The following is a 12,851-nucleotide window of genomic DNA, read 5'->3' as shown; positions in this document are numbered from 1 at the left end:
AAGTTCTCGCGGGAGATTTCGTCGTACCGGGTCTACTCGGAGGTCTTACAAGTCGATTATCGATGCGTGGTAACAAGAATCACGAATCTCCGAGCGATTCGCGGGACCACGCGAATCGCGTCCTTGCGCCGGTAGAAAAGAGGCGACGCCCCCAACTGGCACGCCGTCAGTACACCTGCCGGAGGCGGTCGCGCTCCCACGAGACCGCGCTGTCGGTGAACGCCTCCCAGTGGCTTCGCTTGACTTCGAGGTAGGTCTCGAAGAGGTCGGTCCCGAGCGCGTCCCGCAGGACCGAATCGGCTTCGAGCGCGTCGAGGGCCTGCCCGAGCGTGCGCGGAAGACGTTCGATAGCCCGGTCGGCGCGCTCGCTGGCCGAGAGGTTTCCGGGGTCGGCCGAGACGGGAGACGGCGGTCCGAGGTCGCGCTCGATGCCGTCTTTCCCCGCGGCGAGCAGGCCCAGTAAGGCCAGATACGGGTTCGCAGCGTTGTCGGCCGCCCGGAACTCCAACCGGGTCGAAGAGCCGCCGTCACCGGGTTCCGGCGCGGGAACCCGGACCAGCGCCTCGCGGTTGCCTCGGCCCCAGCAGACGAACGCGGCGGCCCCGATTTGGGGGCGCAACCGCGCGTAGGAGTTGACCGTCGGGGCCGCGAGCGCGACAAGCGCGGGCGCGTGGTCGAGGACGCCAGCGACGAAGCGGCGCGCGGTGTCGCTGAGACCGTCCCGGTCGGCGTCGTAGAAGGCGTTGTCGTCGTCCCACAGCGAGAGGTGGACGTGACAACCGTTGGTCGAGTGGTCGAAGGGCTTGGGGAGGAACGTCGCTCGATAGTCGTGGTCGCGCGCGACGCTCTCGACAGTCTCGCGCAGGAGGACGTGGTGGTCGGCCGCCCGGAGACCCGAATCGTGGCCGGTCACGATTTCGTGCTTGCCCGCGGCGTACTCGGGGTAGTATTTTTCGACGGGGACGTTCTGGGCCTTCAGCGCGTCCACCATCGAGAGGACGGTCCCGTGGGTCTCGCGGGTGCTTCCGGTCGCGTACGCGCCGCGTTCGTCCACCCGGACCGGGTCGCCCGCCTCGTCCTCGGCGAAGAGATGGAACTCGCTCTCGAAGGCGACCTCCGGGGCGAGTCCCCTCGTCCGGAACGTCTCGCACATCGCACGGAGCGACGACCGGGGGTCTACCGGCCACGGGTCGCCGTCGAGCGTTTCGATGTCACAGAGCATCGCTCCCGCGCGCTCGGCGTAGGGAAGCGCGCGGAAGGTGTCGGGGTCGGGGCGAAGGCGGACTTCCCCGGCGGCGTCGAACCGGCCGTCCTTGTCCCGGAGTCCGAGCGCGTTGTACGACTGGACGAGTTGTGAGAGCGTCACGCCGTCGGCGACGGCCGATTCGACCTTCGAGGCATCGACCGAGTGAGCGCGGACCGCCCCGCTCTGGGTGACGAACAGTAGTCTGACCAACTCGACGTTCTCGTCCCGGCATCGCTCGGCGACCGCGGAGGTTCCTGACATTGATTTCCCGTACTGCGAAAGAGATTTAGGTGGGCCTAAAAAATTTCGAAGCGTGAAGTCCCTCAGCGATTCCGACCGAACGGAAGCGCTCCTCATTTATAGTCTTTAGGTTAGCCTAAATTATAAAAATCGGGACGGATGGAAATACTTTTCAATTTTTAGGTCGGCCTAAAAGTTGTGACGCGACGAACTCCACCTCACGCACGTCGAGACGCACGGACGACGAACCGCGCCGAACCGCGCCTCGGGGCGACCCGAATCCCGCTGGGAGGCGGTTCGAGATGACCCGACCCGAGGCGTCGAACGAGCGACTGCTCGACCAGCAGGCCGACAGAGAGTCGAACGCGCGGAGCTATCCGCGATACCTCCCGATGGCGATCCGGGAGGCGAAGGGCGTCGAAGTCACCGACATGGAGGGAAACACCTACTACGACTGTCTGGCCGGAGCCGGGACCCTCCACCTCGGGCACAACCACCCCGTCGTGGTCGAGGCCATCGAGGACGCGATGGCGGCCGACCGGCCGATGCACACCCTCGACATCACGACGCCGGTCAAGGAAGCGTTCGTGGACACACTCTACGACAGCCTTCCCGACGAGTTCGCCGACTCCGCGAAGATTCAGTTCTGTAGCCCCGCGGGCACCGACGCGGTGGAGGCCGCGCTCAAACTCACCAAGACCGCGACGGGCAACCGCTCGGTCCTCGCGTTCCGCGGGGGCTACCACGGCATGACCTACGGTTCGCTCGGCCTGATGGGCGACACGGACCCCAAGGAGGAAATTTCGGGGACGATGGGCGACGTTCACCACCTGCCGTACCCCTACTCGTATCGGTGTCCGTTCGGCGTCGGCGAGGACGGCCACGAGGTCGCCGCAGAGTACGTCGAGCGCCTGCTGGCCGACCCCGAGCGCGGGTTCACTGACCCCGCCGCGATGGTCCTCGAACCCGTGCAGGGCGAGGGCGGGTCCGTCGCACCGCCCGCCGAGTGGCTTCAAGAGATGCGCCGCATCACGCGCGAACACGACGTACCGCTGGTCGTGGACGAGATTCAGTCGGGGCTGGGCAGGACCGGCGAACTCTACGACTTCCAGCGCGCCGGCATCACGCCCGACGTGGTGACGCTCTCGAAGGCGGTCGGCGGCGGTCTCCCGCTGGCGGTCACGCTCTACGACGAGGACTTAGACGAGTGGGAGTCGGGAGCACACACCGGCACCTTCCGAGGCAACCAGCTAGCGATGGCCGCCGGGAAAGCGACCATCGAGTATATCGTCGAAGAGGACCTGCCGAGCCACGCCGAGGAGATGGGCGCGCGCCTCCGGGACCACCTCGACGCCGCGGCCGAGGAGTTCGCCGCGGTCGGCGACGTTCGGGGCCGAGGGCTGATGCTCGGGATCGAAATGGTCGATAGCGCGGCCGAACCGGACGCTCTCGGCTCGCACCCGCCGGACCCCGACCTCGCCGAGGCGATTCAGTCGGCGTGTTTCGACCGCGGTCTCATCGTGGAGCGGGGCGGCCGCGAGGGCGCGACCGTCCGGTTTCTGCCGCCGCTGATAGTGTCGGCCGAGCAAATCGAGGACATCGGTCGCATCTTCCGGGAGTCGGTCCGGGCCGCCGTCTCGGACGAGACCGGCGGGTCGCCATGACGAGCGCGGACGAGTTGTTTCTCGGCACCGACGCCGGGAACGACGCCTACCGCGAGGCCGTCGAACGGGCCAGCGAAGCGGTCGTGGAGGCGTTCGCGGAGAACGCGACCCCCTACTCCGGGGAGAGTTCCGCGAGCCACGCCGACCGACTCTCGGCGGTCGAATGTCTTCCCGACGAAGGGCAGGGTCTCGACGCGACGCTGAACGGAGTCGCCGACCGCGTCCTGTCGCGCTCGGTCGGCGTCTCCGACCCGAAATGCGTCGCCCATCTCCACTGCCCGCCGCTGGTGCCCGCCTTGGCGGCCGAGACCGCGCTCGCGGCGACCAACCAGTCGCTGGACTCGTGGGACCAGAGTCCCGCCGCGACCCACGTCGAGCGCCGGATGGTCGAACAGCTCTGCGAGTTGTTCGGCTACGGTCCCGGCGGCGACGGCGTGTTCACCAGTGGCGGCACCCAGTCGAACTTTCAGGCGCTATTGCTGGCCCGCAACTGGTTCGCCCGCGAGCGGTACGGTCGCCGGGTAAAAGAGACGGGCTTGCCCCACCGTGCCAAGGCCATGCGTATCCTCTGCTCGGAGGCCGCCCACTTCACCGCCGAGCAGGCCGCCGCCCACCTCGGTCTCGGGGAGAACGCGGTCGTGACCGTCCCAACCGACGACGGATACCGGATGGACCCCGACGCGCTGGACGCGACGCTCGCGGACCTCCGGGAGCGCGACGAGGACCCGTTCGCGCTGGTCGGGACCGCCGGAACGACCGACTTCGGGAGCATCGACCCGCTCGACGCGCTTGCGGACCGCGCCGCGGAACACGGTCTCTGGTTCCATGTGGACGCGGCCTACGGCGGGGCGCTCGCGCTCTCGCCGACCCACCGCGAGAAGCTTGCCGGAATCGAGCGCGCCGACTCGCTGGCGGTCGATTTCCACAAGCTGTTCTACCAGCCCATCAGTTGCGGCGCGCTCCTGCTCGGAGACGGCGACCGCTTCGACCTCATCGAGCGGTCGGCCGAGTATCTCAACCCCGAGGAGGGCGACCTCGACGCGCCGAACCTCGTCTCGAAGTCGGTCCAGACCACCCGCCGGTTCGACGCGCTCAAACCCTACGTCACGTTCCGGGCGCTCGGCCGGGAACGACTCGCCGAACTGGTCGAGTCCACGCTCGACCTCGCCGACGACGCGGCCGCCATGCTCGCCGACGCGCCGGATTTCGAGGTGCTGAACGACCCGACGCTCAACGCGGTCGTCTTCCGGTATCGCCCCGAGGGCGTCGGCGACGAGCGCGCAGGGCGACTCAACGCCGCGATACGTGAGGCGTTGCTCCGGAGCGGCGACGCCGTGGTCGGCCGCACCGAGGTCGAGGGGACGACCAGTCTGAAACTCACGCTGTTGAACCCCAAGACGACGGTCGGCGACGTTGGCGACGTACTGGACGCGGTGCGGAATCGCGCGCGAACTATCACGGCCGCGGAGGCGACGCTTCAAGGATGAGACCCCGACGACCCAGCGACGACACGGAACCATGACCAGACGCCAAGCCCCACCTCGACCGGACGGACCGCCGCCGATTAGCCACGCGGAGTTGACCGACGCCGAGCGGACTGCGACGGCGGCGGGCGCGTACTACGCCGAACAGCACGACCTCGGCACGCCGGGCGACGAGGCGTATCTCCACGCGGTCGCGTCGGCCCGGCAGGCCATCTGCTTCCGAGTCCTCGGCGGACTGGCCCGCGAGACCCCCGACGGCGCGCCGACGCCGATAACGGTCGGGACCGACGACCCGACGCTCCCGGACGGTCCCGGTAGCCTGCTGGCGTCGATGGACTGGCCAACGCTCCGCCGCCGCGTTCCCGACCTCGGCGACGCCGAGCAAGTGTTACTCGTCCCGTTTCCGGCGTCCGACGCGCTGGTCGCGGTCCCCGTGGTCGCGCGCCGCGCGTTCGACCGATTCCGGTTCGGGGACTGGGCGGTCCGGTGCGGTCCCGACTCCGCGACTCCGGTGGGGTCGCCGGATACGCTCGTCACGATGCTCGACCGCGAGGGGTTCTTCCCGACGCCGACGGCGGCCGAGGAGTGTCGCGCGAACCTCGGGGATAGCGCGGCCAACCTCGCGCTCGCCACGCTCGCCCGGCGCGTTCTGTGGCAGGGGTTCGACGGCGCGCCGCGCCCGACCGACGCGCCCGACTGTCCGGCGGCGGAAGCGAGCGCCCCGTTCGACCGACTCACCGTGAGCGGCCACCCGCTCCATCCCGGAGCGAAGACCCGCCGGAACCTCTCGCCGACCGACGCGCTCTCGTTCGCGCCCGAGTTCACCGACGAGATTCCGCTCCGGTTCGTCGCCGTCCGGCGGGACCGCGCCCGCGAGGAGTCGGTCGGCGACCTGACGCTGACCGACCGACTGTACGAGCAGTTCTCCGGTCTCCGGGCGGCGGTTGCCGACGCCGTGCCCGATTCCGTCGGCGAGTACGCCGTCGTCGTCGTCCACCCGTGGCAGTTCCGGACCGTCGTCCACGACCGATACGCCGACGCGCGCCGCGCCGGAGTCGTCGTTCCGGTGTCGGACTACACTCGGCCAGCGACGCCGTTGCTCTCGCTCCGGACCGTGTCGCCCCACACGTCGGGGACGAGCGGGGAGACGCCGCCGCACCTCAAACTGGCACTGAACGTGCTGACGACCAGTTCCGTCCGAACGCTCTCGCCGCAGGCCGCGATAACCGGACCGCGAGCGTCGGCGCTACTGCGCTCGCTCTGCGAGCGCGAATCGTTCCGCTCGTTCGGCGTCCTCCAGGAACTCGCCTCGACGTGTTACCACCCGCCGGACGGTCCGCACGTCGAGGGAGACGGCTACGACGACGTTCGCAACCTCTCGGCGCTGGTCCGTCAGCGCCCGACGACGCACGAGTTGGTGAGCGACGACGAGGCGGTCGTGACGGCCGCGAGCCTACTGGCGCGCCCGCCGGACGGCGAGCAGTCGGTGCTGTCGGCGATGCTGGACGCCTACGCCTCCCAAACCGGTCACACCGAGCGACCGGCAGCGGTCGAGTCGTTCCTCCGGGAGTACCTCGACGCCGTCGTTCCGGGACCGCTCTCGCTGCTCGTGAAATACGGCGTCGGACTCGAAGCGCACCTCCAGAACAACTACGTGGTCTTTGACGAGGGGCGTCCGACCGCCTCGCTGATGAGCGACTTCGGGGCGGTCCGGATACACCAACCGCGACTCGCAGACAGGGAAATCGAACCCTATCCGGGGTCGGAGGTGTACGCCGACGACCCGGCGGTCGTCCGCGGGGAACTCTGGAACACGCTGGTCCAGCACCACCTCGGCGAGCTAATCGGGCGACTGTCGGAGACCGAACCCGTCGCCGCAGGGGACTGCTGGTCGCTGGTCCGCGAGCGGTGCGAGCGCGTCTTCGAGCGACTCGCCGCGGACGACAGCGTGCCCGAGTCGCGCGTTCGGTCGGACCGCGAGTCGCTGTTCGCCGACCGAATCGGACACATGTCGATGACCGAGACGTGGTTCCGCGACGAAGACAACTACCGACGGACGACGGTGCAGAATCCGCTGGCGACCGACGGCGCTCGGTGAGCAGTCTCGCCGTCTGCCCGACCCGCGACTGTAAAAAATAGAGGGGGAAACTTACCGCGAGGCGTCTCTCAGCGTCCGTCTTCCAGTTCGGCGATTCGGTCGTTCGCGCCTGAGATGTCCGCCAGCGACTCGCCGTCGTACAGGCGCTCGATGAGTTCGGCTTCCGCACCGTCGCCCCGCGCGTAGCGCCCGACGGTCTCGTCGATTTCTTCGCGCGGGACGAACACCACTCCGTCGTCGTTGCCGATGGCGACATCTCCCGGCCGGACCACCGCGCCGCCGACCTGCACCGGGACGTTAACGTCGCCGCCCAAACTCTCGCTCAGGCGCTGGACCGTTCTGTTGGTCCGCGCCCGCGCGAAGACGGGGAACCCGACCTCGGTTATCTCGGCGGTGTCGGTCACGGCACCGTCGATGACGACGCCTCTCGCGCCGTTAGCGACGGCCGCGTGGGTCGTGACCGCACCCCACGGTGCGTTCGTCTCGTGGCCGCCCATCTCGATGACGAGAACATCGGTCGGCCCGGCCAGTTCGATTGCTTTGTGTACCATCGTCCCATCGACCGGCGGAATCCTGACGGTCACCGCCGTTCCGACCAGTTCACCCGACGGAGCGGTGCCCATGAACTGAATCTCCGGCGAGGAGTGGCCGAAGTGTTTGTGATGGCCGAGTTCGTTCGGGTCAACTCGCTCTAGGGCGCGCAACTGCTCGTCGTCGGGGCGGTCGATGTCGCCAATCATCGGTCCTCCCTCCCGCTGGCCGCGTCGAGTCGCGTCACGAGCGGGTTGTCGATATCGACGTAGACCGACTCGTTTTCGAGGTCGAAGGCCAACTCGTCGCGGCCCTCGAACCGGGTGAGGAGGTTCGCCTTGCAGGGAATCCGACGGCGTTCGAGGAGCGCCGAGACGAGCGACGACTCGGGCGGTTCGTACTCCGCGAGCGACGACAGTTCCGCCCGGAGGTCTTCGAGGAGCGCCGTCTCGTCGGTGAGTCCCGCGACGCCGAGGGCGTTCACAACGCCGAAGGCGTTGTTGACGACGGTGTAGTACCGAATACACTCGTCGGCCACGTCGTCGGCACAGACCATATCGACCTGCTCGCGGAGTCCGGGGACCCACTCCTCGACTCGGTCGTATCTCGACTCGGGGAAGTAGAACCCCTCGTTGTCCCGGTAGTAGCCCGCAGTCGGCCAGCCGTCGCTGTCGAGTTCGACCAGCGTGTTCTGCTGGTGGGCCTCGAACCCGACGCCGAGTTCGAAGTACGACCAGAGCGTCGGGCGGAGTGTCACCGCGAGATACTTCCGGAACCACTCGCGGGCCGCCTCTTCTTCCGGTCGGCCCTCGTCGGCGGCGAGTCGCCGGACGACGCGCGCGAGCAGGGAGGGACCGTCCGGTCGGTCCTGACAGAGCGCCGCGACGGGCGCGACTCGCTCGGCGTCCGCGCCGCGGAAGGGGTTCTCGCGCAGGACCGTCTCGAACCCGGACTCGGAATCCTCCCCGATGTCGAGCGCGAGCGCCGCCGGGTCCTCCACGATGGTGAACCGCGGGAACCGCTCGGCCAGCAGGTCGCCGAACTCGGCGTCCACGAGGCGGGAGGCGAGGACGCCCTGACGGAGTTCCGCCCGCTTGGTCGTGCGCTCGGAGTTGGTAATCTGGACCGCGAGCGACCCCTTGACCATGAAGGGCGCGTCCGGACTCCAGAGCGTCCGAACCGAGGAAGTCGGGTAGAACGTCGGCCCGAACTGCCCGAGGTCGTCGAGGCGACCGGACTTCAGCGCCGCCTCGACGTGCGGTTCGGCGGCGAGGTAGTCGGCCTGCCACGGGTGGGTCGGGACGAGGACCCGACCCGCGTTGAGCGCGTCGGCGGCCTCCGGCGGCAGGTCGGCGTCACTCTCGCGGAGCGCGGACGCGACCCACTCGGCGGCGCTCTCCGGACGCGCCGACAGGTCGGTGACGACGGCCGGGTCCGCGGCGAAGTACCGCAGGCGGAACTCGCCGCCGAGTTCGGGAGCGTAGGTCGGCACCTCGTGGTCGGCGACTCCCTCGCGGCTCTTGGGCGTCGGGTGCATCTGGTGGCCGTAGACCAGCGACTGCTCGGTCTCGATGAACTCGGGTGCGAGGTCGGCGGGAATGTCCCACTCGCGGTCCCGGACGAACCGCTCGGTGGCCCGACGGGACGCGAAGACCCGCCGGAGCAGGTCGGTCCCCTCCGTCAGGTCCGCGCCCGGCGTTCCAAGCGCGAGTTCGCGGCGCACGAGCGCCGCGAGCGTCCCGGCGTCGAGCGAGGTCGGCGACTCCCCGTCGAGGGTGTACGCGGGAAGTTCGAAGAGGTGGCGTCCGGTCGCCGACCGGTACCGGAGCGGGGCGACCACCGTCGCGTCCTGTTCGGGAAGTTCGAGTCGGACGACACCGTCCGGCGCGTCGATACCGGACGGTGCGGTCGCTTCGTACGTTCCGGCGTCGGTCTCGCGCAGGTAACAGTTCAAAACAGCGTGGAGCGTCGCCGACTCGGCGTGTTCGGCGGGCGTCTCGCAGTATTCGCCCACGGTCGTCATTCGGCGGTCACCTCCGCCGTCGAGCGGTTGTCTCTCGCGGTCGGTCCTCCGAGCGCGGGCGAACCCCGCCGGTCGTCTACAGTGGCACGCATGGTACATTTCTTTAGGCTAGCCTAAAACTTAATAAGTAGCGTGATTTAGGACAGCCTAAATAGAGATTCGGACGGGGTTCCCGTTCCCGACGGGAGCGGGTTTATCCCACCCGTACTGTCGCCAGAGTCCAGATTTACAAGCTCTCGCCCCGATTTAGCCCGTCGCTTGGAAAACGGTCGCGCCGTGTATCGAGTCTCGAACCGAAGAATTATATACTTTTAGGCTAGCCAAAAAACCAATGGCAGGGCAATCGCAACACCGCGAGTGGTGCCGAATCGGACCGCATGGACAATCGTCGGCGTCGCCGGAGGCGTAGCATGGACCGCGTTGATGGAGTTACGGACGCGCTCCGCGAGGAAATCTGGACGGACGTGCAGAAAGACCTCCTCCAGAAAGTGTTCGCGGAGTTCATGTTCGAGGACGTACTCGTCCCCGCAAAGATCGATACCGTCCCGGCCGACGACGACGAACCCGACGACAGGTGGAACCGCTATCACCTCCGATTGAGCGACGAGGTGGAGTATCGGTTCGACGCCCAATCGCGGCCCCTCGACAGTTATCGAGTTCGGCGCGAGTCGATACATCGCCGCGAGAACCGCGGGGACTGGCGTCGCGCCACCGACCCGGTTCAGTTCCTGCTCGACGCCCGCGAGTACATCGGGGTCGCCGAATCGACCGCCGCCCACCTCGTCCGAGAGTTCGACAACACGCTCGTCGCGAACGCCCACATCCGCGCCCGAAAGACCGAGCGAACCGACGAATCGCTTCTCTCGCTCCCCTACGCGAGCATCGAGGGGGAGATGGAGGGCCACCCGTGGTACACCTACAACAAGGGCCGGGTCGGGTTCGACTACGAGGACTACCGCCAGTACGCTCCCGAGTCCAAGCAATCCCAACAGTTGTCGTGGGTCGCGGCGCGCAAGGACAGGGCGGTGTTCTCGTCGGTCGGCGGACTCGACCGCGAGCGGTTCCTCCGGGCGGAACTCGGCGACGACTACGACCGGTTCCAGGACCGACTCGCCGACGACGGACTCGACCCGGCGAACTACCACCTCCTGCCGGTTCACGACTGGCAGTGGAACGACAGCATCGTCCAACTGTTCGCCGAGGACATCGCCACGGACGCGCTCGTTCCGCTCGGAACCGCATCGGACGACTACCTCCCACAGCAGTCGATACGGACCTTCTCGAACGTCACGAACTCGGACAAACACCACGTAAAACTGCCGATACGGGTGTTGAACACGAACGTCTACCGGGGCATCTTGGGCGAGCAGGCCGAGGCCGCGCCGGGCGTGACCGAGTTCGTCAAATCGGTTCGAGACGACGACGCGTTCCTGCGCGACGACCTCGGGGTGTTGCTCCCCGGCGAGGTCGCCAGCGTCAACTACGAGCATCCGAAACTCAGCCAGTTAGAGAACGCGCCGTATCAGTACCACGAACTGCTGGCCTGCGTCTGGCGCGAGAGCGTCACGTCGCTCCTCCCGTCGGGCGAACCGCTGACGCTCGCGGCGCTCTACCACGAGGACTTCGACGGGACGCCGGTCGTCTCGAAACTCGTGGAGCGCTCGGGCCTGTCGCTGGAGGCGTGGCTCGACGAACTGCTGTCGGTCCTGCTCGAACCGATTCTCCACTACCTCTACAAGTACGGCGTGGTGTTCATGCCCCACGGCACGAACGTCGTCCTCGTCCACGAGGACGGACTGCCGGTGCGGGTCGCCATCAAGGACTTCGTGGACGAGGTGGGCATCGTGGACCGGGACTTCCCCGAACTGCTCGAACACCTCCCGACGGACCTGCGCGACGACGACCGGTACAAACACCACATCCTCCACCGGAGTCCGCCGCCCGCCCTCGCGGTCCGCATCGTCGGCACGCTGTTCGTCGGCGTCTTCCGGTACGTCGCCGACCTGCTGGCGCGCCACCACGGCTACGACGAGACGCGGTTCTGGCGGCAGGTCCGGTCGGCCGTCGAGTCGTACCACGACCGGTTCCCGGAACTGTCCGAGCGCTTCGAGCTGTTCGACCTGTTCAAGCCGCGGTTCACCAACTACTGTCTCAACCGCAACCGGATGGTCGATTACGGCTACGACGACACCAGCACGCGACCGAAAGTCCGGAGCCACGGCTCGATTGCCAACCCGCTCCACGAAGTCGGCGAGGAGTGAGTTCGACCGCACCGACCTGCGAGCGTCTGTTTCGGAAGCGTTCGCCCTCAATCGGAACGCTTTTCAATTTTTAGGTCGGCCTAAAAGATATGTCCCGAGAAAGAGACGGAAAACACGTATCGACGCGACGACAGTACCTGACGTACGGCGCTCTCGTCGGGAGCGGGCTGCTCGCGGGCTGTAGCGGCACGACAGACTCTGAGGACGAGTCCACCACGACCGGTGCGAGCGAGACGACCGCGACGCAGACGACGACCGAACCGGAGACGACGACCGAGGACACCAGTTACTCCGTGTCGATGGCACCGACCGGAGCCGTGACGTTCGAGTCGGTTCCGGAGACGTGGGTTCCCTACGGCGGAGACTACGCCGACATGGGCGTCGCGCTGGGGCAGGCCGACGGGATGACCGGCATCGGACAGTCCGGCGAATACTACACCGACGTGTACGACGAGTTGCCCGGCGTGAGCGTTGACGACGAGCGCATCGCGTCGAACGATTTGGTCGAGTCGGACATGTCGAAAGAGCTGTTCTACGAGATGGACAGCGACGTTCACGTCATCGACACCGGGATGCTGAGAAACTGGTTCGACTGGAGCCAGTCCGACATCGAGGAAATCAGCGGCAAGGTCGGGCCGTTCCTCGGAAACATGATTTTCCGGCGGTCCGACAGTTGGCACGACTACCGGTTCTACACGCTCTATCAGGCGTTCGAGAAGATGGCCGAACTGTTTCAGGAGCGAGAGCGCTACGAGGCGTTCGAGCGGCTTCACGAGGAGTTCGTCGGGAAGATTCAGTCCCGGATGCCGCCAGCGGACGAGCGCCCGAGCGTGTTCCTCACCTACGAGGGCACCGACGAACCCGAATCGTTCTCGCCGTATCGGCTCACCGACAAGGGCACGAGCAAGAAACAGTGGCGGGACCTCGGCGTCGCTGACGCGCTGTCGGGTACCGGCATCGAGAATCTTAGCACGGAAAACCGGAGCGAACTCGACTACGAGAACCTGCTCGAAATCGACCCGGACGTGCTGTTGATTCGGGGCCACGAGGGCAAATCCGCCTCGGAATTCCGCGATACCGTCCTCGGCTACATGGAGGACCACCCCGTCGGCAAGGAGCTAACGGCCGTCCAGAACGGCCGGGTCTACCGCGGCGGCTACCTCCGTCAGGGACCGATTCACAACCTCTTCCTGACCGAGCGCGCGGCCAAGCAACTCTACCCCGACGAGTTCGGCGCGGTGACGGGAGACAACGAGTTGTTCGACCGCCAGCGCGTCGCCGACATCGTCAACGGCGACATCTAA

General features: G+C 67.2%; 8 protein-coding genes. 5 read left to right on the top strand and 3 right to left on the bottom strand.

The window, feature by feature from the left end:
- Positions 1 to 166: 166 nt before the first annotated feature.
- A complete protein-coding gene (gene glnA2, locus EP007_RS08405) occupies positions 167 to 1,507 on the bottom strand; it encodes a gamma-glutamylputrescine synthetase (RefSeq protein ID WP_128477227.1) in 1,341 nt (446 codons plus the stop codon).
- Positions 1,508 to 1,788: 281 nt separating this feature from the next.
- Here glnA2 and EP007_RS08400 point away from each other — a divergent pair, with 281 nt between their 5' ends.
- The 3 genes from EP007_RS08400 to EP007_RS08390 are packed head-to-tail and all read left to right on the top strand — an operon-like array spanning position 1,789 to position 6,732.
- Positions 1,789 to 3,150 carry a diaminobutyrate--2-oxoglutarate transaminase gene (locus tag EP007_RS08400; RefSeq protein ID WP_128477226.1) on the top strand — a complete coding sequence of 454 codons (1,362 nt, stop codon included), beginning with the start codon at positions 1,789 to 1,791 and terminating at the stop codon, positions 3,148 to 3,150.
- On the top strand, positions 3,147 to 4,637 hold the full coding sequence (locus EP007_RS08395; protein ID WP_128477225.1) for a pyridoxal phosphate-dependent decarboxylase family protein: 1,491 nt from the start codon (positions 3,147 to 3,149) through the stop codon (positions 4,635 to 4,637). The genes EP007_RS08400 and EP007_RS08395 overlap by 4 nt, the downstream gene beginning before the upstream one ends.
- Before the next feature lie 31 nt (positions 4,638 to 4,668).
- Entirely contained in the window at positions 4,669 to 6,732 is a 2,064-nt protein-coding gene (locus tag EP007_RS08390) for an IucA/IucC family protein (RefSeq protein ID WP_128477224.1), read from the top strand.
- A gap of 68 nt (positions 6,733 to 6,800) precedes the next feature.
- Here EP007_RS08390 and EP007_RS08385 read toward each other — a convergent pair whose 3' ends face one another.
- Positions 6,801 to 7,472, bottom strand: a complete 672-nt coding sequence (locus tag EP007_RS08385) for an RraA family protein (RefSeq protein ID WP_128477223.1) — start codon at positions 7,470 to 7,472, stop codon at positions 6,801 to 6,803.
- Positions 7,469 to 9,286 (bottom strand): IucA/IucC family protein, encoded by a 1,818-nt coding sequence (locus tag EP007_RS08380; protein ID WP_128477222.1) that lies wholly within the window; start codon positions 9,284 to 9,286, stop codon positions 7,469 to 7,471. The genes EP007_RS08385 and EP007_RS08380 overlap by 4 nt, the downstream gene beginning before the upstream one ends.
- Positions 9,287 to 9,696: 410 nt before the next feature.
- Here EP007_RS08380 and EP007_RS08375 point away from each other — a divergent pair, with 410 nt between their 5' ends.
- Entirely contained in the window at positions 9,697 to 11,547 is a 1,851-nt protein-coding gene (locus EP007_RS08375; protein WP_128477221.1) for an IucA/IucC family protein, read from the top strand.
- An 89-nt stretch (positions 11,548 to 11,636) separates the two neighbouring features.
- The gene (locus EP007_RS08370) at positions 11,637 to 12,851 is read left to right on the top strand and encodes an ABC transporter substrate-binding protein (RefSeq protein ID WP_128477220.1); all 1,215 of its coding nucleotides are present in this window, start codon (positions 11,637 to 11,639) and stop codon (positions 12,849 to 12,851) included.

Source organism: Halorussus pelagicus, assembly GCF_004087835.1.
Classification (GTDB): domain Archaea; phylum Halobacteriota; class Halobacteria; order Halobacteriales; family Haladaptataceae; genus Halorussus; species Halorussus pelagicus.
Note: the sequence above shows the minus strand (reverse complement) of the source record. Positions and strands in the feature narration are given on the sequence as shown.